Below are 21146 nucleotides of genomic sequence, written 5' to 3' on the forward strand. Positions count from 1 at the left end.
CACCGAATACCTCCGCCTCACCGTGGAACAATCCATCGGCCTCGTCACCGCCCTGAACCCGCAACTCGGCTACGCCACAGCCACGGCCATCGCCCAGGAAGCCCTCGCCACCGGCAAGGGCGTCGCGGAACTAGTGCTCGAACACGGCCTGCTCACCGACGAGCAGCTCACCGAGCTCCTCAGCCCGCACCGCCTGGCCAACCTCACCAAATAATCCCCAACCGCTCCCTAACCTCGCAAGCTCGGTTAGGGAACCCTGCGGTAGTGGGCCCACCCGCAGACCGACGACCCCGCCCGACCAGGGAGCAAGGGGCACGCCGTCGTGCCCAAAAACCCGATCGACTACAGAGAAAACGGAACTCGATGACGAGGACCGTTCCAGCACCGGGCCACCAACCCGGCCTCTACCCAAGGACTGACTATGAAAAACAAATCAACGATGTGGATCCTGGCAGCGCTCCTGTTCGGAATCCTCAGCGGTCTGCTCTTCCACTGGCTGCTGCCGGTAGACACACGCGAATCCGTCGTGGCGGTCCTCGACACCGTGACGCACATGTTCCTGAACCTCATCAAAATGATCATTGCCCCGCTGATCTTCGCCACCCTCGTCTCCGGCATCGCAGGAGCGGCCAAATCCGCCGGCGTGGGCAAGCTCTTTGGCCGCTCAATGATCTGGTTCCTGTCCGCCTCCGTCCTGGTGGGCGCATTTGGCTTCATCACGGCCCATGTACTCAACGTCGGTAACGGGCTCCACCTAATGCCGGGAGGCGACGCGGGGATGGAAACGAAGCCCCTCGATTACCAGGCGTTCATCACCCACATCATTCCCACGAGCGTCTTCGCCGCACTGACCGAAAACAACCCCCTTCAGATCCTCGTATTCGGCGCCCTCTTCGGCATCGCCCTGCTGAACCTTCGGAAGAAGGGCCGCTCCTCCATCGCCGATGCCATCGACGAACTGATGGGCGTCATGCTGAAGGTCACCGGGTATGTGATGCTGGCGGCGCCCGTCGGCGTTTTCGCCGGCATCGCAGCGGCCTTCACCTCCCAAGGTCTCGATGCGTTTGCCACCTACGCGTCGTTCATCGGCGGGTTCTATGTGTCTCTCTCGGCCCTGTGGGTCATCATGGTCGGCGTCGCCGTCGCCTTCCTCGGACGGGCGGCCTTCCGACTGGTCCGGATAGTGCGCGAACCCATGGTCATCGCGTTCGCCACCTCCAGCAGTGAAGCCGCCCTGCCCAAGCTCATTGAAGGCCTGACCAAGTTCGGCATCGAAAAGCGCACCACCGGTTTCGTGCTGCCCCTGGGTTACTCGTTCAACGTGGACGGTTCCATGATGTACATGACCTTCGCGTCGGTCTTCCTGATCAACGCCTACGGCATCGACATGGACCTTGGCCAGCAGATCGCGATGACCGCAATGCTCCTGCTCAGCAGTAAGGGCATGGCCGGCGTGCCACGCGGGTCACTCGTCGTCGTAGCCGCCGTGGTCCCTGCCTTCGGCATCCCCGCCGCCGGAATTGGTGTCCTGCTGGTGATCGACCAGCTCCTGGACATGGGGCGCACCGCCACCAACATCCTGGGAAATGCCATCGCCACGGCGGTGATCGGCCGGAACCACGACAAGTCCACGTCCCTCCTCGAAGCGTCACGCGCGGAAGCCTCCCAAGACGCGGAAGTCACTGAAGACAGCAGGGAGCCTGAGCTCGTTTCGAGGCACTGACCGGATCCCGCTCGGCTAACCAATTTTCAACCAGCGAACCTACCCTCACACCGGATGAAAGGCCATCGCCAATGACAGCCGACTTTGAAGTCCAGAGCCCGATGGACGTACACCGCATTGAGCGGACGAAAAGAGCGAGAAACGCACCGATCAAATCACAAATCATCGACTACCTGGCAAACCATGGGGCAAGCAAAGTCGCTGACATCAGCGACGGCATCGCGTCCTCGCGAGGCGCAGTCAGATACCATTTGGCAGCGCTGGAGAGCGCTTTGATCGTCCGTTCCAACATTTCCCCCGGAGCCAGGGGTCGGTTCACGCCCTTCTACGGCCTCGCCCCTGGAAAAACGGACCCCGCCTCCTAGCCGGACAGCGCTGACTGCAACTCTTGCGGACGACGGCGGGACCTCCCGCCGTCGTCCGCCGTGTCTTTACGGCCGGAATCTCATGTCCTCTCCCCTAACCAAGCTCGCAGTTTCAGGACCGAAAGATCGTGCAGCATGCCGGGCTTAGATCACGGTGCCGCAATCGCGGCGCCAGGCAGGTGCCGGGAGATCCGACGGCACCGGAGGGTTAGGACTCATGGCGCAGACCAACGGAGAAGCACGTCCCAGCCGCCAGGTCTGGTTAGGGTGGAGGATGACCGGAGAACCGAACACCTGGCACGACAAGCACAAGGCTTCCCTCACCCGCGGGCAGCAGGCCGCGGACCTCATGCGAAACGGGATGGGGAGCTGGCCTTTCGTGGGAGGTTTCATCGCCTTCATGCTGGTCTGGGCCGCCATAAACACCTGGGCGCTGGCGACCCATGCCTGGGATCCGTACCCCTACATACTTCTTAACCTCTTTCTGTCCATGCTGGCCGGTCTGCAAGGAGCAATTCTGCTCATCGCCGCCAAACGCCAGGATGCCATCGCCGGGGCCATGGCCCAGCATGACTACACTACGAACCTGAAGTCCAAGGAAGAGATCGATCTCCTGATGGACATTAACTGCCAGCAGTTGGAGATTCTCCGCGAACTTCAGCAACTCAGAACCTTGCCCGCGTCCGTTGCCGGGACGCACGGGTAGAGGGTAGGTACAGAGACGCCGAGGTTTTTGGCGACTTCCCACGGCAGTGTGCCGGCGGCGGTGGTTGTCGGAATCGAGCCGGACGGGGGCGATTGGCTGCTGTGGTTCTGGTGGTTTGCTTGCTACTGATGGGCCGCTCACAGAGTGAGCCAAGGCAGGGCGCGTGTGGGAAATTTCGTTGTTCGACAACGCCGGTTGGCGAGCGGATACTGAGGAACCATGAAGCCTACCCAAAGCGGGTTGCGCATCCAGCTTCTCGGCTCGTTCATCGTGTACGTCAACGGGAACGCCGTCGAGAACAACCACTGGCGGCTGCAGAAGGCGAAGGCCGTGGTGGCAATGCTGGCGCTGGCGCGTGGTCAGCGTGGCCGTCGCGAGCAGGTACTGGACCGTCTGTGGCCTGACATGGAGCCGGTGGCCGCCGCACGGAATCTGCATCAGACCCTGTACGTCGCCCGCCGTGCGCTCGCTAGCGCTGGAACCGGCAGCGACGGGCTCCTCGTCATCCGCGGTGAAGTGGTCGTGCTGGATGACACTGGCCCGGTCGATGTCGATGTCCTGCAGTTCAAGCGTTCGGCCGTGGCAGCGTTGGCTGCAGGCGTCGAGGCAAGCCTGCGCGATGCGGCCGACTTGTACAGTGGTGATCTTCTGCCGGAGCTGCCGGATGCGGATTGGCTGACGACACGCCGCGATGAGCTCCGGGAAATCCATCTCGAGGTACTGGTGAAACTGGCGTCCACGGTAGCGCGGCGCGCACCGGAGGAAGCGTTGGTCATCCTCACCCGTGCGCTCGAATCCGATCCCGTCCACGAGGGGGCCGTGCGCGCGCAGATGGTGGTGCTGGCTGGGATGGGCCGGCGGTCGGAAGCCTTGGCACGATATGAGCGGCTGGTCGACGAACTCCTCGACGCGTTCGGGACCGACCCGGACACCCGGACGACGGGACTGTTTCGCGAGCTGTTGACCGGCTCGCCGCCCGAGGAGCGCCTCCACCGGCCCGCCGGCGTGACCGCCAAAGACGATGCCATCGGTTATCTGCCATCCCCGTTGACAAGCTTCATCGGGCGCGAGCGTGAACTCGTTGACGTCGAGCGGCTGATGGGCCATGCTCGCCTGCTCACCCTCACCGGGGCTGGCGGCAGCGGCAAGACCAGACTGGCTTTGGAGGCCGCGAAGCGAGTTCGTCCTGAGTACGTGGACGGAGTCTGGTTCGTCGACTTCGCGGCCGTTGGGGAGTCGCTGCTGGTGGCCGATGCCGTAGCCGAGGTCCTCGGGTTGGATTCCGGCGCGGCACCAAGCCGCGTCCAAGCGCTGGTCGACCAACTGCGGCGACGCTCGCTGCTCCTCGTGCTGGACAACTGCGAACACCTGCTCGCGGCCTGTGCGCATCTCGTCGTCGCGCTACTGGACGGATCCCCTGGGGTTAGAGTGCTCGCCACCAGCCGGGAGCCACTCCATGCCGCCGGGGAGTACACCTACCGGGTGCCGTCATTGCCCCTGCCCTCGCCCCTGCGGACCGACGCTCCCGACCTGGCCGTGCTGGGCCGTCTGCCCTCTGTCCGGCTTTTCGTTGAGCGGGCAGCGCAGGTCCGGCCGGGTTTCGCGCTCGACGCCGACAACGCGCAGGGGGTGACAGAGTTGTGCCGACGGCTCGACGGGATGCCGCTGGCCCTGGAATTGGCCGCGGCCAGAACCGCCGTACTCGAACCCGCCGAGATCGTCCAGGGATTGGGCGATGCTTTGTCCATGCTCGGCGGGGGAACCAGCGGCGTCACGCGGCACCAGACGCTGCGTGGCACCTTGGAATGGAGCCACGAACTGCTCACCAAACCGGAGCAGGTTCTGCTGCGCCGGCTGTCTGTGTTCGCGGGTGGTTTCACCCTCGACGCTGTGGCAGCAGTCTGCGCTGACGCGCCCCTCCAGCAGATCGAACTGCTCGACCTGTTGGCCAAGCTGGTGGACAAGTCTTTGGTGGTCACCGAAAGGAGGGGCGCCGGGACCCGATACCGGCAATTGGAGACGGTCCGCCAGTTTGGCCAAGAGAATCTCGATCATGCAGGTGAGGCGGCTCAACTGGCGGCTGCGCATTGCGCCTACTTCCTTGCCGTCGCCGAATCCCACAATCCCGAACGGGCCACCGGGGTGGTCATCGAACAGCCGAAGTTGCTCGACCGTGAGCACGACAACCTGCGCGCTGCGTTGCGCTGGTCGTGCGCCCGCGAGCCCGAGACCGCGCTCCGGCTCGCGGCCAGCCTGTGGCGGTTCTGGTTCCTCCGCGGTCACGCGGTCGAGGGAGCACGTTGGGTGGAGCGTGCCTTGGCGGTGGCTCCCGACTCGACCCGGCCTCGCGCGGCTGCTCTGATCGGCCTGACCGGGCTGGACAGCCGGCAGGGCCGCGGCGACCGGCATCGGGCGCTCGGCGCGGAGGCCCTGGCAATCATGCGGGAGATCGGCAACCCCGACGAGGTGGCGATGGCCCGGCTCATTGAGACCTCGCTCGCCTGGAGCACTTTCGACTTGGACGAGGCCGAACAGCTGGCAGCCGACGTGCACACCGAGGCATTCGAGGGTGGCAGACCCGAACATTGCGCTGCCAGCAGTTGGCTGCTCGGCCAGTGCGCGTTGTCCCGGGAGGACGGACCACTCGCCGCCCGTCACCTAAACACCTGCCTGAGCGAACTCGCACAGTCTGAGACCAGCACCCCACCCTTCCTGCCGGTGATCACTCCCAGCCTGCAACTGGTCCCGATCGCCGGTCGGTTGGTCCCCTGCGTCGAGGAGACCCTGCTGCTGGGCCGGCGGGTTGGCGTTATCCAAGCCAAAGGCTACGTGCTGTCCGCGATCGGCTACGCGGCCAGGCTTTCGCGAGACACGCCGTCTGCGATATCCGTCATCACGGATGCAGCCGAACATTTCGCCGAGTTAGGTGATGACCTGGCGAGGGCGCAGACACTTCACCAACTTGGCTGCATTCTGCGCGACTGTGGCGACCACAGCGCGGCCGATGAGGCTCTTTCCTTGGCGCGGGAGCTTCGGCTCGGCTTGGGCGACCGACGCGGCGAGCTGCTGACCGAGATTAATATCGCCCTGCTCCGCGCCATGGGTGGTGATATCGACCGCGGCCTGACGGACGCTCGGCGTTGCCTTTCAGGGTTCGAGTCCGCGGGAGATCAGGTGGGGATGGGCGCCACGCTGACCATTCTCGGTGCCGCCGAACTGATCTCCGGGGAGGTCCGGGCAGCGCGGGAAATGTACAGGCAGGCAGCGGAAAAGGTCGCCCCCTGGCGGCGACACACTGGCTGGCAACGGTTGATGGTGGCAGAGCTTTCCAACGAGCTCGGCGACCCGCATCGGGCGGCCCGCGAAATTGACAGGGCTGGGGCGATTTTCGACCGAACGAGATGCCTCATCGCCGGTCAGCGGCTGGCCGCACTGCGTAGGCGGGACTCGGATGATGATGTTGAGACGGCGTTGAGTGCTCGTTGAGTACGGTTCACTAGCGTGATTCCTGGATCTGACAAATGGATCTGACAAACAAACAGCAATCAGGAGGAACGCATCGTGACAACGACGCAGACTAGGCCGACCCGCATCGGAGAGGCCACCATCGCCGAGTTCGCCGCCGGGCTGCGCGGCACGGTCGTCCGGCCAGGGGACGCTGACTACGACCACGAACGAAGCATCTGGAACGGGGCCCACGACCGGCGCCCGACGCTCATCGCACGCTGTGCGGGTGTGGCAGATGTGATCCGCACGGTCGATTTCGCGCGCAGCGAGGGGTTGCCGTTGTCGGTTCGCGGCGGTGGCCATTCGATCCCCGGATTTTCCACCGTCGACGACGGTATCGTGCTGGACCTTTCGCTGATGAAGGGGGTCCAGGTGGACCCTGCCCGACGCCGGGTGGCGGCACAGGCAGGGTGTACCTGGAAGGACGTGGATGCAGAGACCCAGCAATTCGGGCTAGCGGTGACAGGTGGCCTGGTGTCCTCGACCGGCATCGCCGGCTTCACCACCGGCGGCGGCATCGGCTGGCTCGTGCGCAAGCACGGGCTGGCCAGCGACAACCTGGTCGGCGCCGACGTCGTCACTGCTGACGGGCAGTTTATTCACGCCAGTGCCGATGAGCACCCCGATTTGTTCTGGGGGCTGCGCGGCGGCGGCGGCAATTTCGGTGTGGTGACGTCCTTCGAGTATCAATTGCACGAAGTGGGGCCCATCGTCCTTTCCGGCCTGGTTTTCTACCCCGCAGAAGAGGCGGAGCAGGTGTTGCGCGGCTATCGGGCGGCCTGCGCGGCGGCCCCCGATGAGCTGACCACGCTGGTCAACATGACCATGGCGCCACCGGTCCCGTTCCTGCCTGAATCAGTGCACGGCAAGCCGGTCATCGCTGTGGGAGGGTGCTGGTCCGGCGATCTCGATGCCGGCGAGGCCGCCACCGCGCCCTTCCGGTCATTGGGCACGGTCATCGCCGATGTCTTCGCGGCCAACCCGTACGCGGGGTGGCAGCAGGCGCTCGATCCGCTGTACCCGCGGGGCGTGCACAACTATTTCCGCTCGGCATTTCTGCGCGCCGCCGACGACGCGTCCGTGCGCGTGCTGCTGGACTCGTTTGCGGCATTGCCCAGCGCCATGACGCAGATTCACCTGCACCACCTTGGTGGCGCGGTCGGCCGGGTTCCGGCCGAAGCAACGGCCTTCGCACTCCGCGACCAGGAATTCATCGTCAATGTTGTTGCGCGCACGCCGACGGCGGAAGGCTTCGCGGATGTCGTCGAATGGGCACGGGGCGTGACGTCCGCGCTCGGTCCGGATGTGACGGCCTACGTGAATTTCACAGGTGAAGCGAATACGGCGCTCGTCCGGGCTTCGTACCCGGCGGATACTTACCGGCGGCTCGTGGAACTGAAAAACGAATACGACCCCACCAATCTATTCCGGTTAAACCAGAACATCGCCCCCACGGTGTGACAGCACTGCCTGCGTGAGGAGTGGATGATCGAGCGAGGATCGGGAAGCAACCTGACAGCCGGCGCCCGAGGCACCTCGATCCCCCGGCAACTGACCGGCAACGCCGGTCAGTTGCTGCGGTGTTCCAGCCTTCCCCCAAGCCACCGGTAAACAAGGATTCGGGAGAAAAACATCTTCAAAAAATCCCCGAAGGTCATGTCGTCACAACAACCCCACGGCATGAATAGGTACAAGGCCAACTACGACCCTCAGAACAAGCCAGGAAGGAGACCCGAATGACCCCACATCAGGCGGAGGGCCCACCAGCCAGGGACCTAACCCCGTCCCCCACACAACTTCACAGGCCACCGCGGCGCCAGGCACCAGCCACGGACAGCATCAGAGGGACCCGGGCAGGATTAATGTACATACGTTAAAGCAATAACCCCCTCTGGCGAGGGGGAATGCCGTGCCCGAGGTGGGACTCGAACTGCATTCCCTCCCCCGCAAATACTGGGCTTCCGCGGAAACATTCGGAATCCGGGCCGATCCGACCTAGGTACAACCCGGTCCCAAGTGTTATGTCGCAGGACATAGGTGACAGTTCTTTGTCAGGTCAATGGTGACAGTTCCGAGGTTCTTGGTGGTGACACTTCTGCCGATCTGATTGGTGGATGAGTGGAGTTGAGTCTGTTGATCCTCGTGTCCGTTTAGCGATCTCGCAGTGGCCGGATGATCCGCCGCGTGGTGCTGTGACATCGTTCTGTACCGCCGGTTCGTTTACCCGGCCCCGAACTGTCTGTGGCAGCTGGACGCGACCCGAGTACGTCCTCACCGGCGGCCGTAAATGCGTGATCTTCCAGCTCATCGATGACCACTCCCGCTTCGCGGTCGCCTCCCACGTCGCCGCCGGGGAAACATCCGAGGCCGCGATCGCGGTGGTGAAGAAGGGCATCACCGCGCACGGGGTGCCCCAGAAACTGCTCACGGACAATGGGGCCGCGTTGAACCCTTCACGGCGAGGCCGCCAAGGCCAACTCCTCACGTACGTTACCTCCCTGGGGATCGAGGCGATCACCGGGAAACCGTACAAACCAACCACACAGGGCAAGAACGAACGCTTCCACCGGACCCTGTTCCGTTTCTTGGACAAACAACCCCTCGCCGGGAGCCTTGAACAGCTTCAGGAACAGGTCGACGCGTTCGATCAGCTCTACAACACCGAACGCCCCCACCAGGGCCTGCCCGGACGGATCACCCCGCAACAAGCATGGGCCGTCACACCGGTCGCCGAGCCACCCCACCCGAAACCCGTCCCGACCCTCACCCAGGACAGCACCCACGGCAGCGGCCAGGCCACCCGCATCGCCTACCCCAACGGCAGAGTCACGATCAACAGCGTGGTCTACATGATCGGCAAACCCTACGCCCGGCAGTGCATCCACGCGCTCTGGGACCCCGAGACAATCCAGTTCTTCGATGACCAGGGCACCCACATCACGTCCTACCCCCGTCCACAGACCGGGACAAAAACAGTCGGAAACGGCAAGCCCCCCGGATTCACGGCGAAAAAATCCCCAACCGTCACCGATGTCCTGATACACGAAATGTCACCGATGTCCTGATACAGAACCGTCACCCATGTCCCGAGACATCACACAACCCGGTCCCAAGCCCAAAGTGTGCACATTGTGCACTCCCCCGAATTGGACGGATCAAAGACCTCAGACCAATGACCGCAGCCTGCAACGAGGGGAATGCCGGGGCGGCCAGCCGGACTCCGATGCGCGCGGGGTGGCGGCGGCGACCGTTCCGCTTCCAAGGAGCATCCGGTCCGGAGGCCGGCCGGCCATCACGCGGTTTGGAGCTCTTTCAGCGCGGCCCGGAGGCGGTCATCGGCTTCAGCGACGACCAGGGCGATGGCCGGGGTGTAGTGAGCCGGACCATCGTCTGCGGGTCGATCGTCTGGATGACGGTCGCGTTGGCGTCGCGGCCGCGCCGGATGACGACCTTGCAGGGAAGGAGCAGCCCCATGTCCGGTTCCGCGGTGAGCGCGCGTTGGGCCAGGGCGGGATTGCAGACGCCCGGGATGAGGTAGCCGCCCAAGGCCTGTCCGTTCTCCTCCCCGAGCTTGGTCTCGAAGGTTGAGCGGACATCGATTTCAGAGATTACCCCGAAGCCCTGGCCGAGGAGTGCCTCCTGAGATATTCCTCGCATCGGTGCTGTGTGCAACCCTCCTGCACCACCGCCCCCGCCTGTGAACGCGGCGCCGAATTCCCCCTTATCCCCGGAAAATACAGGCCCTCCAAGTGCCCGGATTGAACAGGCCAGTCTGGGTCGCTGGGGCTCCCATGGTTCCCCGGCAAAAGATGTCTGGACCACACCTATGTTTGCAGGGCTTCCAGCCCCTTCGGTTGAGGACATAACGCTAATAATTGATGAGCCCATTTAACCGCTCTTCACCACCGGACCTTGTTGCGGGAAGGCCCGGGCGTGGACCCGCGCCAGGACCTCGACTCCGAGGCCCCCGGCGGCCCCGCACGCCACGGCCGCGAGCAACAACCCGCCGGGTGGCCGGGAAAGCAGGAAGAATTCCTGCACGAGCGGGAGGTTGAGCGAGACCAGCAGGGAGGCGCTCATGGCCAACACCACGGCCAGGCGCGCCGCGTTGAGGGGGCGCGACACAGCCGAAAGGATCCACAGTCCGACCATGGACAGCGTCAGCACAGAGGCGCTGCTGACTTGTTCGGACGTTGCCGTGCCGGCCAGCGGCGCGAATGCGTTCAGTGTGAGCAGGGAAGCCGTGACGATCAGTCCGGCAGGGACGGAGAACCATAGGGACCGGCGCAGGAATCCGGGCTGATAGCGGCGCGGGTTCGGCATGAGCGCCAAGAAGAAGGCCGGGATTCCGATCGTCAGGCCGTCCGTGAAGGATAGCTGGCGGGGAAGAAACGGAAACGTCCACTGTAGGAGCCCGAAGGTCACCGCGATGGCGGTCGCATAGACCGTTTTGCTGAGGAAGAGGCTGGAGACCCGCTCAATATTGGCGATGACCTGCCGGCCCTCAGCGAGGACTCCGGGAAGCCGGTCGAAGCGGCCGTCGAGCAATACCAGGCGCGCGACTGCCTTGGTGGCGGGCGCCGCGGAGTCCATGGCGATGCCAAGGTCGGCCGTCTTGAGCGCGAGGGCGTCGTTGACGCCGTCGCCGGTCATGGCCACAGTATGTCCCCTGCGCTGGAGCGCCTCGACCATCGCCCTCTTCTGGGCCGGCGTCACTCGGCCAAACACCATGTTTGATTCCATCACCTCCTCCAGATGCAGCGGGTCCTCCGGCAGTGAGCGTGCATCGAAGCCCTCCGTGACCTCCAGGCCAACCCTGCGGGCAATGGCGGCAACGGTGCGGGGATCGTCGCCGGAAATGATCTTCAACCCGACCCCTTCGGTCCGGAAGAACTTGAGGGTCTCCCGGGCATCGGAGCGCGGCTGTTCCCGGAAGGTCAGCAGCGCCACAGGGTGGAGCGACCCCGGCAGCTGCTCCACCTTCCCATTGGCTGGCAACTGATCCGCGTCGGCCAGGAGCAGGGTCCGCAGCCCTGATGCGGCCAGTTCGCCGGCCTGACGCAAGACGTCGCTCTGGCGCGGTACTGCGCCGTCGGGCGCCGAGATCGACGGCTTCAGACGTGCGGCTGCGTCGTCGCCCTGCACAAGCATCATTTCCGGTGCTCCGAGAATCCAGGTGCGCGCACCGCGGGCGCTCCCGTTGAAGCTGACTCCGCTCCACTTCCGGGCGGAGGAGAACGGCACGGTCCGGACGGGTTGAAGGCCGCCATCATCCTCAAAGGCCGTGCTCAGGCAGCGTGCCGTGGCGTTTGCCTCGGGTTCGGCGCCAAACCATGCGAGGGCCTGCTCCCATCCCGGTTGCGGCGCCAGCGGGTGAACCGCGTCGAAGACCAGTCCTCCTTCTGTGAGGGTTCCGGTCTTGTCCATGCACAGTACGTCTACGCGTGCCAGTCCCTCGACAGCGGCGAGTTCCTGGATCAGTACGTTGTGTTTAGCCAGCCGGAGTCCGCCCACGGCGAAGGCCACGCTCGTCAGCAGCACTAGTCCCAGCGGGACGATCGCGATCATGCTGGCAATAAGTCCCACGAGTGCGGGGGTCCAGGCACCGGTGGAAATGGCGGTCTGCCAGCCGCCGCGCGCCTGGATCTCGCCGTTGAGCACGATGAGGGCAACGGGCAGCAGGATCCAGGCGATCCAGCGCATTACACGGTTGAGGCTGTTGCGGATCTCGGAGTTCACCAGTGAGAAGCGTCGCGCATCTGCCGTCAGCCGGCTCGCGAACGACGCCGCTCCGACCCGGACAACCTGGGCGTTGCCGTGGCCGGCCACGACGATCGATCCGGAGAGTACTTCCGTCCCCGCATCCTTACCCACCGGGTCTGCTTCGCCCGTGAGAAGCGATTCGTCCACCTCGAGGCCGGACGACTCCAGTACGGCAGCGTCGGCAGTGACCTGATCCCCGGCCCGCAACACCAGGAGGTCATCTTTTACGACGTCGGCCGTGGCGATTTCGTGGATCTGACCCTCGCGCAAGACCCGCGCAAGCGGGGCGTTGAGGACAGCCAGCCGGTCCAAGGACTTTTTCGCCCTGTATTCCTCGACGACGCCGATCACGGCATTGCTGACAGCGGCGAGGCCGAACAGGGCATCCCGCCATTGCCCCAGGAACAACAGCAGCAGGAAGCTCGTGCCGACGATTGCGTTGAAGAGCGTGAAGACGTTGGCCCGGAATATCTGCCACAGGCTCCGGCTAGTGGTGTCCGGCACGCGGTTGGTAAGCCCGCGCTCGACCCGCGTAGCCACCTCCCCCTGCGACAGCCCCTTGGCGGCCGCCTGGCGCTTGGCGGCGGCCTTCCGGCGTTTGGCTGCCGGGGACGCACGCCGATGCAGAAAGGCTTGTCTCTTGCGCCGGCGGTATGCCTTCACCCTCCGATGGTATCCGCCGCTACAAAGATGTGAAGTGGGAGGGCGGCACCAACCTGGACGGAGAAGACGCTCAGGCTCCCGTTGTAGCCGCCTCGGCCGATCGGTGCTCGGTCACGAAAGGTCCGAGCAGAATCCTGAGGTGGGAGTGGACTTGTTCCAGCGTTTGCCCGGATTCGAGCATGCGGGTACCGGCGTGGATGACGGAGTTGATCATCTCTGCCAGCGACTCGGCGTCCGCTACCCCGAGTTCTGTGAGCGTCTCGATGAGCGGTTCCTGAAGCTGGCGGTGCATCCGGGTGGCTTGCTCGTCGAGTTCGGCACCCGGGGCAGCTCGTGCGCGGCGTCCAGCAGTGCCCGTTGCTGTGTGGCACGGTGTTCCGCGACGGTGGCGGCGCTGATTCTGGGCATTGAGGTGATCCTTTAACGCTGGCTTGCTTACTTAGCAAGCCTGCGACGAGCGAGGCGGCATGCCGGGCAGACCCCCTCGCTCATAACAGGGGCCTTCTAGGCGACCGGGGCTGTGGCGGCCAATCGGCCGTCCACCATTTCAAGCACGCGGTCGCAGGGTCCAGGACGTCGTGGTCGTGGGTGACCATGACGGTTGCGACGCCGTGTTCGCGGCTTTGCTGGGCGATCAGTTCCACGACTTCGCGGCTGCGGGCCCGGTCTAGGGCCGCCGTCGGTTCATCCACGAGCAGGAGTTTCGCCCCGGTGACCAGTGCGCGGGCGATGCCAACGCGCTGCCTTTCACCGCCGGGAAGCTGCCCGGGGCGGTTCCCCGCACGGTGGTCCATGCCGACGGATTCCAGCAGCGCCATGGGATCGAACGCTTTCGGCCCGCCTGACAGGCGGTTCACCAGGCGGAGCTGGTCCGAGGCCGTCAGGGCCGGGACGAGGTTGCCGGACTGGAAGACAAAGCCAATGTTTGAGAGCCGAAAAGCTGCGCGTTTACCTTGGCTTAGCTGGGAAAGGTCCTGACCGTTGATAGTAACCGTTCCGGAATCGGGAGCGGCCAGCGCACCGGCGACAGCCAGTAGAGAGGATTTACCGGAACCGGATGGCCCCACTATGGCAAGGAACTCGCCTGGGGCAACATCGAGGCTGACGTCATCCAGGGCTCTCACCCGGGTGTCGCCGTCGCCGAGTTCCATCACCGCGTGGCGGATGGACAGGCCGGTGGTTTGCGGTGTGTCAGCAAGGCTTGCGGCGGCTGCCGGGAAATGCGCACCACGGCCACGGCGGCACCGATCAGGCCCAGACCAATGGTGAGTGCCGTGGCGAGGGCGATCGGTGCGGCCTCGAGGGCGAATGGCATGGCGTCCGGCATGGCGGCGCCCAGCCCCAGGCCGGCGGCCACGCCAAGCGCGGTGAATCCGGCCAACAGAATGGCGCCCTGGGCCAGTCCATCCCGCAGGAGGTAGCCGGTCGAGGCGCCGATGGCCCTCAAGACTGAAATTTCATGCTTGCGCTGAATCGTCCACACAGTGAAGAAGGCGCCCACCACAAGCGCGGAGATCGCGTACAGGAAGACCTGGATCGTGCTCAGGGTCATGGTCTCGGCTTCAAAGCCGGGGGACGCATCCGCGACACGAATAGGGGCTATTTCGCGGTTCGGACTATAAAATCTCCGGTTCTCTTTTCGCGCCCAGGTCAGTGCCAGAGCCTTCCCTAACCCCGAGGACTGGCTTTAATAATATAAGTGGGTATGGTGATAGGTAGGTAGCGTTTAGAAAGGCGTGATTCCATTGTCAGGAAAGTCTCCGAAGAATGTTAGTGTCAAAAAATCGGGAAAGTCGATTCTCGAAAAGAGAGCCGAAAAAAGAGCAAAGGCCGAAACCAGCGAAACTCTGTTCGCAAAGCCGCGCAAAAACCAAAGGTGATGTGTCGCACCTGATGGTCCACCACCGCAAGTGGGCCCGCCGTCACAAACGAGTGCCGGTACAACACYGCATGGGCAACGGCCCCTATGCGTTGATATGGAATGCGGGCAGCCGGACCCGAGACTCCTAGCCGCGACCAGCTGCCCGCGCCAGCCCAGCCGATGTCCCCACCCGCAGCGGCGCGGCGCAGTCGCAAATGGCCGCGAGACGGCCATGAACAGTCGAAAATGCCCAGTTGGACGACGACGGTAACCACGTGGCGTGCGGCGACGTGCCGAGCCCAACCGATGCGAACAGCGGCTTCGCAAGCGCAGCTACGGGACCCACTGACGCTGTGGAACCCCAAGACACTAATGTGTCAATTCAATTTCGCGCCTCACAGCTCTATTCACACAGTGCACCATACCGGTCGCTCCGCAACGCTTCGAGCGGGCACGGATTGTTTTCCCCTTGGACAGCGGTTCGAGCCACTCGAAAATTCCAATCGTTCAGACACAGAAAGGACAAGTCTTGCGCCCGACACGCGTCGCCCTGATTATCCCATGCCGCCTCAGCCAGCCCATTCGCGTCGAAAAGATCGACGCGCGCCTGGTCGCACTACAATCCTTGGTTGAAGGAAATGTCGGCGTAATCACTTTCAATGATTGGCACGTCTATCTGAATGACGAGGCAGACTTTATCCCCCTGCCCCTGAACCTCCGCGCCGAAGTGCTGCTCCGCGAAGCAGGCTTATATCTCGAGGAGACCGTCAGCGGCACCGCCGTCTTCCTCGGACATGGAAGAAACGGAGAGGAAACAGATCCACCCGCACACCTGCTCCTCCTCGCCGACCGCCTCTTCGACACCGCACTGGCTGCCTAGCCAAAAGGGAAAATCCGCCCTGCGAAGCCCTTTGAAGGCCTCACGGGCTATACCGCGCCAAATTTCTGCGGCCACGCTGACCTGGCAGCACTCCGCGCGGACGAGCGAGGCGAAATCATCAACTGAAGAGGATCAACGATCCTTCAAGGGCACAGAACATACGCGGACCCCTGCGACGGCAACCGCATCAGGCTTTGCCACCGTGAGCTCAAATTTGGCCCAAGGCAGAACTACCGTTGCCCTGATCCGCGCGATCCAGGTCGTTTTGGCTCGCCCACTGGGTCCGTTCCGAACATTCCAGGTACCCATCAGAGACATCGCGGTACTGACCGGTCTCGCCCTGAAACAACTGACCCCGTAGACCGGATGCCCATTGCATAAACCCTGCCCACAGCCCGAGTCGCTTCAACCTGGCGGCCACTTGGAACACCACGGGACCTTGACCTCGACTTCGATCTAAACGACCAGGAAGTCGTGGCGCGATCTACACGGATGGAGCCTACGGTCAGCGGAGCGCGCGCAGATACCGTGCAGGCACGATTCGCTGCCCGATTCGAAGGACTGGGTAGAGTCCCCGCCAGCCGGCCATCTGCTCTCGGCTCAGTGCGCGCCGGACCGGGATGCACCGCAGCTTTGCAGTTCCGCGGACCGTCCCGTGAATCAACGCACCCTAGCCCGGGACGCGGCCCCGGAACTACGCTGGGGCAGGCGTCGCCCCGTTTCCGGGCAGGCGGCGGGCACGTGGTCGAGGAAGGAGGCGGTCCATGAACGCACAGAACATCACCCACTGGATCCGGGCGGGGTTGTGGACGTTACCTCTTTACGGCCTGATCACCGCCTGGGCCACGCTTGAGCCTCAGCCGGACCAGCAAAAGGATCCAGACGCCTGGGCAAGGTTCGTCAGCTCGGGCTCGTATCAATTCAGCCACTTGCTCGGCAGCTACGGAGGCACCATCCTCGCGATCTTCGGGGTGTTCGCGCTGGGCTGCTGCCTGGCCAACAGCCGCGTCGGCCGCCTGGCACTGGCAGCAACAGTCATCACCGTCGCGGGAACTGCCTTGCTAATGGTCCCCGCTGTCCTCTCCACTTTCGCCACCCCCGCGATCGGGAAGGCGTATCTGGAAGGGAACCGGGACGTCATGCTTCTGGAGTTTCCATCCGCCATGACGGTCTCGTTCCTGCTCGGGCTCCTGCTCGCGTTCCTTGGCAACGTCTTGCTTGGAGTCGCGGTCTGGCAATCCCGGACGCTCCCCCGCTGGGCCGGGGCCCTATGGATTGCCGGCGCCGTACTGTTCTACCTCCTCGGCGTCGTGCTGGGGCAGGCGACCACGGGCAGCAGCCTTCCGACGCAACCGGCCGGTGCCTTGCTCATGGCTGCATCGGGTGGCTGGATTGCGTGGAGCCAGTCACGGCAGGGCCAGCCAGCCGCGGCCGTCCATGCGGCCGGCACGCGCTGACGGCTTAAGGTTCGTGGAGGTCGGACTTGCCCAAGCGGTCCAGGTAATTGTGTTGAGAATCCGCGTCGGCTCCATCCGTTCGGATGGATCGAGACGATGAACACCGGAGAACGACCTCATGCCACATCTATGACGTTGCGAATATGTCGGTATCACCGATGGCGTATCACCCATGTGCGCGGTCCGGGGGGATTATCGAGCCCTGGCCCAGCGGATCGGCTGACCCGCCTTCAGCCGCGCCGACCTCACCAGTGAGGTCCGCCTCGGGCCCCGAATATGCCCGCCCGCTAACGTTCAGCAACCCAGCACGGGCGCTCACGCCTTCCCGCGGCCACGGCGGATAACCACGAAGATTCGATCCCAAGTCTCAGCAAGTCATGCAGTTTCCAAGCACTCCCGGCCATGAAGGAGTACACAGCAACACCGCTGTCCACGTCAAAAGAAGGAGCCGCCAGACCGCAACGACCACCAACAAAAATGGGCCCCGAAGGGGCCCATAAAGGAGATTTGTACACAATAAGCGGCTCACAAGCCCCTGAACAGGGGTGTTCCAGAAACGCACTGATCACCGCAGCCCGGCCCGACCCGACGACAGCCGGCGCCCGCTGAGGGGTGCCGGCTGTCGTCGGGTCGGGCTGGGGATGCCGGGCCGCGGGGTTCCGAGAGTGTGGTGCGGCTCAGGCCGGATCCGCGGGGGTCGCCACCTCGGGCTGGGGATCCGAGAGGGTCTTCGGGACCGTGTCCTCGAATTGCGGGAGGCGGTTCAGGTACTCCACCACCGAATCCGTGGACTCCACGTCACCGAACTTGTTGTCGATGTCGTAGAGGTTCCACTGCACGACGCCCGGGACGCGGTCGCCGATGGTCTCCCGGGGGATGATCGGGCGGAAGCCCTTGGCGATCGCGTCCTCGACGGTGTGGCGCACGCACCCGGCCGCGGTCGCACCGGTCACGATCAGGGTGTCGATGCGGTTGGAGGTCAGGAAGAGCTCGAGGTTCGTCCCCGGGAACGCCGAGGCGCGATTCTTCTCGATCACGACCTCGCCGGGCGCGGGCGCAATGCGGTCGTCGATCTGCGCCCAGTAGGAATCCGCTGGAAGGGTCTCCGTGGGGATCTTCGAGTACCACAGGCCCATGTCGTTCGTGCCGGAGGTGGCGTCGCGGTTGCGATACACGTTCGTGGTGTAGAAGACCGGGACGCCCTTGGCGCGCGCGGCCTCGTTGATCCGCTGGACGTTCGGGATGATGGTCTCCATGCCCGGGCAGCTGAACGGGTGGCCCGGACGGGTCCAGGCGTTCGCGAGGTCGATGTGGATGACGGCGGGGCGGTTGCCGTAGCCGATCCGACGCTTGAAGCCTCGCTCGTTGTAGATGCCCGTGCCTGCTTCGAACGCCTCCTCCAGCACTGCTGCAAGACGGGCTTCGATGTCGTTGGACGTCGCTGTCTCTGTTGTCATGGTTCTCTCCACTCTCTCGGCTGTTGTGTTTCTAAGCTAGCAACGAGGTTGCTGTACTGGATACTGTAGCGCACGAACCGGCGCACCACCAGAGGTGCCCGGAGTCTGCATCTCCACCGGACCAACTTCTCGATAGGGCGAGCATCGGCGAGTGCGTCACTCCGGCACCCCGGCAAGGGTCCGGTTCGCGGCCCGCCCACCCCAGCAACACGGGCTGAGACGTCCGCAGTTTTCCCGGCAAAAACATTCGTGCCACGCGATGACGCTATCCGCCGGTTTCTCTATCGAGGCTCGCATTGCTCCACGAGCAACATCGTCGGCCCGCCAGGTCAGGTATGCCGGGTGGATAGAGCGCAAAGTAGGCCTACGTGCGTTGCTCCTGTTGTGACTATGTTGCTAGCAAAGCAGCCGATCCCTTCGGGACAAGGCAAAAGCAGGGAAGCCGGCCGAAGCTCGGATGTAGTTTGAGCGGAACACTTTGAAGGCCCGCCAAGGCGGGCCTTCTGTTCGTTAATCTCACGTCCGCAGTATGGAACTGACAACCACAGTGAGGCGGGTACAGATTGCGGCATATGATGGCCCCAAAGAGTGGCGGGATAGTCACGTAGCGCGAAAGGATGAAGGTGGCAGGCAGGCCGAGGCAGGACAACGGGCAGGTCCAAGGAGCTGCGGCGTCACTGTTGAACGGTCTTGCTGTCCTGGAAGCCTTTTCCGTTCAAAGTCCGGTTCTTGGCGTGACTGAGGTTGCTCAGCGTGTTGGCCTCCACAAGAGCACGGTCTCGCGCATTCTTAGCGGTCTAACGGAAGCTGGATATGTCCAGCGGGATGAGGAGACGGGACGGTATCGGCTCGGGCTGGGCCTCCTTGCGTTGTCCGCCCCTTTGCTGGCGGATCTGGATGTCCGCCGTGCTGCGGTTCCGTACTTGGAGAAGTTAACCGAAAGCACCCAAGAGACCAGCGCTATCTCGGTCTGGAATGGTCACGAGGCCATCGTCGTGGAGCAGGTTGCCAGCCCGAATCAGGTCAAACACACTGCCACCATCGGAACCCGGTACAACAAATTCGCCAGCTCCTCGGTGCGGGTCTTCCTGGCGGAGCTGGCGCCGGCCCTCGCCACCGAACTGATCGAATCCGGGCAGATACTACGCACGGCAGGAGATGGTTTGCCGTTGGACCACACCGCCCACCTGCAGGAAGTCGCCCGTCAGGCATACGCCGTCAACGACGGTTCGACCACCGAGGAGGAGTTTGGCGTCTCCGCTCCGGTTCGGGATTACCGGGGCAAGGTGGTTGGGTGCATCACCGCATCCGCGCCCCGTTCCCGCGTGCACAAGCACGCCACCGGGGACACCCTGGTTCAGGCCGTACAACAGGCTGCCTCGGAAGTATCCATCCGCTTGGGCTGGGCGGCCTCGCTTCCGGGGTGATTCATCCACGCGGCTAGGCGAAACGTCAGCAACATCGTGTATTCGACCGCATTCAGATCGAGACGCTTGACCGCGCTGTCGCACTCGGAAAGGGTCATCCGAGAGGGAGCAGCTGCCAACTTCGAGGGGGTGGCCCTGCTTGAGGCTCCGTCGGTCCCGGCTCTGGCAAACCACCGAGGATCACGGCTCGCAGGCCCATCGGCTCCTGCTCGGATCAGCCAACAGCGCCGTCAGCGGCCTGGATCTGTTTCCCCGGCAGGTGGCCCAACCGTGTAGACACCCGCGCCGCGGCCTCTAGCACGGCTTCGCGCAGGATCGACTGACTCTGCATGTACTGCACTCGGGATCGGGGCGCGCTGGCTGTGATGCAGCCGACGACTTCGCCCCGGTAGTCCCGCACAGGAGCGGACACGCCGTATTCCTCGTAAGTGGTCTCGCCGTCGTTGACGGCGAATCCGTCGTCACGCAAGCCGACGAGCTGTTCGTGGGCCGGGTCTTCGAGACCGAGGTAGCCCTCCCGCAGGACCGTACGGTCGGCAAGCAGACGGTCGGTCTCCTCGGGCGGCAGTTCGGCGAGGAACACGCGGACTGAGGAACTGGCGAACTTGTTGTAGCGCGTGCCGATCGCCGCGCTGTGCTTGACCTGGTGAGTGGAAGCCGTTTGTTCCACGACAATCGCGTTGCTACCGTTCCAAACGGCGATCGCGGCCGTCTCGCCTGTGGCTTGTGTGAGTTCTTCGAGGTGGGGCAGGGCGGCACGGCGGACGCTAAGCTCGGCCAGCAGTGGTCCGGCCAGGCCGATCATCCCGAGCCCGAGGCGGTATCGCCCTGTTTCCTCGTCGCGCTGCACGTAGCCGGCTTCGTCCAGGCCGCTAAGCATCCGGGAGACCGTGCTCTTGTGCAGGCCAACGAGCTCGGAGATCTCCGTGACGCCCAAGAGGGAACGCTTGGCGACGGAGAAGGCTTCGAGCACGGTAAGACCGTTGAGCAGCGATGCTGCCGCCCCTTGCGGTTTGTCAGTGGTTGTTTGTGGGTCAAGCATGGGTTCTCCCTCTCCAGGCGCTACGCGCAGTCACCGTAGCCATCGTACGGCGTGCCCACCCAACCTCTCGTCGGAGGACAAGTCTCCAGCGGCTCCACGTCGCCGAACTTGGAGTCCATATCGAACAGGTTCCACGCCACGACTCCTGGCACGCGGTCGCCCACGGCCTCCTTGACCATGATCGGGCGGAAGCCCTTGGCGATCGTCCAGGGTCTCAACCGGGATCTTTTGGGACCACAGGCCCATGTCGGACGGCAGGTTCACATCGAGGAGGAGAACTGGTGGCCCGGGCGGG

17 protein-coding genes and 1 pseudogene are annotated in these 21146 nt (G+C 64.0%); 10 read left to right on the plus strand and 8 right to left on the minus strand.

The window, feature by feature from the left end:
- The 7 genes and pseudogenes from aspA to AC1DRO_RS13840 form a co-directional block, all read left to right on the plus strand.
- A pseudogene (aspA, locus tag AC1DRO_RS13810) lies at window positions 1-214 on the plus strand (aspartate ammonia-lyase); the annotation flags it as partial.
- A gap of 207 nt (window positions 215-421) precedes the next feature.
- Entirely contained in the window at window positions 422-1723 is a 1302-nt protein-coding gene (locus AC1DRO_RS13815) for a dicarboxylate/amino acid:cation symporter (RefSeq protein WP_476951230.1), read from the plus strand.
- Window positions 1724-1824: 101 nt separating this feature from the next.
- Window positions 1825-2088, plus strand: coding sequence for a winged helix-turn-helix domain-containing protein (locus AC1DRO_RS13820; RefSeq protein ID WP_476951338.1), 264 nt, complete (start codon window positions 1825-1827; stop codon window positions 2086-2088).
- A gap of 217 nt (window positions 2089-2305) precedes the next feature.
- Window positions 2306-2794: a DUF1003 domain-containing protein gene (locus tag AC1DRO_RS13825; protein ID WP_476951231.1), complete on the plus strand. Its 489-nt coding sequence runs from the start codon at window positions 2306-2308 to the stop codon at window positions 2792-2794.
- A gap of 219 nt (window positions 2795-3013) precedes the next feature.
- Window positions 3014-6280 carry a BTAD domain-containing putative transcriptional regulator gene (locus AC1DRO_RS13830; RefSeq protein ID WP_476951232.1) on the plus strand — a complete coding sequence of 1089 codons (3267 nt, stop codon included), beginning with the start codon at window positions 3014-3016 and terminating at the stop codon, window positions 6278-6280.
- 75 nt (window positions 6281-6355) lie between these two features.
- On the plus strand, window positions 6356-7762 hold the full coding sequence (locus AC1DRO_RS13835; RefSeq protein WP_459384572.1) for an FAD-binding oxidoreductase: 1407 nt from the start codon (window positions 6356-6358) through the stop codon (window positions 7760-7762).
- Window positions 7763-8592: 830 nt separating this feature from the next.
- The gene (locus AC1DRO_RS13840; protein WP_476951233.1) at window positions 8593-9366 is read left to right on the plus strand and encodes an integrase core domain-containing protein; all 774 of its coding nucleotides are present in this window, start codon (window positions 8593-8595) and stop codon (window positions 9364-9366) included.
- A 247-nt stretch (window positions 9367-9613) separates the two neighbouring features.
- Here the strand turns inward: AC1DRO_RS13840 and AC1DRO_RS13845 are convergent, their stop codons facing one another.
- The 5 genes from AC1DRO_RS13845 to AC1DRO_RS13865 form a co-directional block, all read right to left on the minus strand.
- The gene (locus AC1DRO_RS13845) at window positions 9614-9958 is read right to left on the minus strand and encodes a DUF302 domain-containing protein (RefSeq protein ID WP_476951234.1); all 345 of its coding nucleotides are present in this window, start codon (window positions 9956-9958) and stop codon (window positions 9614-9616) included.
- Window positions 9959-10189: 231 nt separating this feature from the next.
- Window positions 10190-12604 (minus strand): HAD-IC family P-type ATPase, encoded by a 2415-nt coding sequence (locus AC1DRO_RS13850; RefSeq protein ID WP_476951339.1) that lies wholly within the window; start codon window positions 12602-12604, stop codon window positions 10190-10192.
- A 193-nt stretch (window positions 12605-12797) separates the two neighbouring features.
- A complete protein-coding gene (locus AC1DRO_RS13855) occupies window positions 12798-13019 on the minus strand; it encodes a hypothetical protein (RefSeq protein ID WP_476951235.1) in 222 nt (73 codons plus the stop codon).
- A 196-nt stretch (window positions 13020-13215) separates the two neighbouring features.
- A complete protein-coding gene (locus AC1DRO_RS13860) occupies window positions 13216-13878 on the minus strand; it encodes an ABC transporter ATP-binding protein (protein ID WP_476951236.1) in 663 nt (220 codons plus the stop codon).
- Window positions 13878-14279: an FtsX-like permease family protein gene (locus tag AC1DRO_RS13865; RefSeq protein ID WP_476951237.1), complete on the minus strand. Its 402-nt coding sequence runs from the start codon at window positions 14277-14279 to the stop codon at window positions 13878-13880. Before AC1DRO_RS13865 ends, AC1DRO_RS13860 begins: the two co-directional genes overlap by 1 nt.
- An 838-nt stretch (window positions 14280-15117) precedes the next feature.
- On the opposite strand from AC1DRO_RS13865, the gene AC1DRO_RS13870 reads away from it, so the two are divergent.
- Complete coding sequence (locus tag AC1DRO_RS13870) at window positions 15118-15468, plus strand: DUF3846 domain-containing protein (RefSeq protein ID WP_476951238.1); 351 nt, start codon at window positions 15118-15120, stop codon at window positions 15466-15468.
- A 764-nt stretch (window positions 15469-16232) separates the two neighbouring features.
- Complete coding sequence (locus tag AC1DRO_RS13875; RefSeq protein WP_476951239.1) at window positions 16233-16925, plus strand: DUF4386 family protein; 693 nt, start codon at window positions 16233-16235, stop codon at window positions 16923-16925.
- Between the two features lie 677 nt (window positions 16926-17602).
- On the opposite strand, the gene AC1DRO_RS13880 is transcribed toward AC1DRO_RS13875, so the two are convergent.
- Complete coding sequence (locus AC1DRO_RS13880; RefSeq protein WP_476951240.1) at window positions 17603-18382, minus strand: N-carbamoylsarcosine amidohydrolase; 780 nt, start codon at window positions 18380-18382, stop codon at window positions 17603-17605.
- A 617-nt stretch (window positions 18383-18999) separates the two neighbouring features.
- Here AC1DRO_RS13880 and AC1DRO_RS13885 point away from each other — a divergent pair.
- Window positions 19000-19809 (plus strand): IclR family transcriptional regulator, encoded by an 810-nt coding sequence (locus AC1DRO_RS13885; protein WP_476951241.1) that lies wholly within the window; start codon window positions 19000-19002, stop codon window positions 19807-19809.
- A 214-nt stretch (window positions 19810-20023) separates the two neighbouring features.
- Here the strand turns inward: AC1DRO_RS13885 and AC1DRO_RS13890 are convergent, their stop codons facing one another.
- Window positions 20024-20851 carry an IclR family transcriptional regulator gene (locus AC1DRO_RS13890; protein WP_476951242.1) on the minus strand — a complete coding sequence of 276 codons (828 nt, stop codon included), beginning with the start codon at window positions 20849-20851 and terminating at the stop codon, window positions 20024-20026.
- A gap of 20 nt (window positions 20852-20871) precedes the next feature.
- Window positions 20872-21069, minus strand: coding sequence for a hypothetical protein (locus AC1DRO_RS13895; protein WP_476951243.1), 198 nt, complete (start codon window positions 21067-21069; stop codon window positions 20872-20874).
- Window positions 21070-21146 lie beyond the last annotated feature (77 nt).

The sequence above is a fragment of the Arthrobacter sp. P4_F11 genome (assembly GCF_056401395.1).

Coding starts and splice junctions, on each gene's coding strand:
- AC1DRO_RS13830 (WP_476951232.1), top strand. CDS start 3,014: ATGAAGCCTACCCAAAGCGGGTTGCGCATCCAGCTTCTCGGCTCGTTC.
- AC1DRO_RS13875 (WP_476951239.1), top strand. CDS start 16,233: ATGAACGCACAGAACATCACCCACTGGATCCGGGCGGGGTTGTGGACG.
- AC1DRO_RS13890 (WP_476951242.1), bottom strand. CDS start 20,851: ATGCTTGACCCACAAACAACCACTGACAAACCGCAAGGGGCGGCAGCA.
- AC1DRO_RS13845 (WP_476951234.1), bottom strand. CDS start 9,958: ATGCGAGGAATATCTCAGGAGGCACTCCTCGGCCAGGGCTTCGGGGTA.
- AC1DRO_RS13825 (WP_476951231.1), top strand. CDS start 2,306: ATGGCGCAGACCAACGGAGAAGCACGTCCCAGCCGCCAGGTCTGGTTA.
- AC1DRO_RS13865 (WP_476951237.1), bottom strand. CDS start 14,279: ATGACCCTGAGCACGATCCAGGTCTTCCTGTACGCGATCTCCGCGCTT.
- AC1DRO_RS13860 (WP_476951236.1), bottom strand. CDS start 13,878: ATGGAACTCGGCGACGGCGACACCCGGGTGAGAGCCCTGGATGACGTC.
- AC1DRO_RS13815 (WP_476951230.1), top strand. CDS start 422: ATGAAAAACAAATCAACGATGTGGATCCTGGCAGCGCTCCTGTTCGGA.
- AC1DRO_RS13885 (WP_476951241.1), top strand. CDS start 19,000: ATGAAGGTGGCAGGCAGGCCGAGGCAGGACAACGGGCAGGTCCAAGGA.
- AC1DRO_RS13855 (WP_476951235.1), bottom strand. CDS start 13,019: ATGCACCGCCAGCTTCAGGAACCGCTCATCGAGACGCTCACAGAACTC.
- AC1DRO_RS13820 (WP_476951338.1), top strand. CDS start 1,825: ATGGACGTACACCGCATTGAGCGGACGAAAAGAGCGAGAAACGCACCG.
- AC1DRO_RS13880 (WP_476951240.1), bottom strand. CDS start 18,382: ATGACAACAGAGACAGCGACGTCCAACGACATCGAAGCCCGTCTTGCA.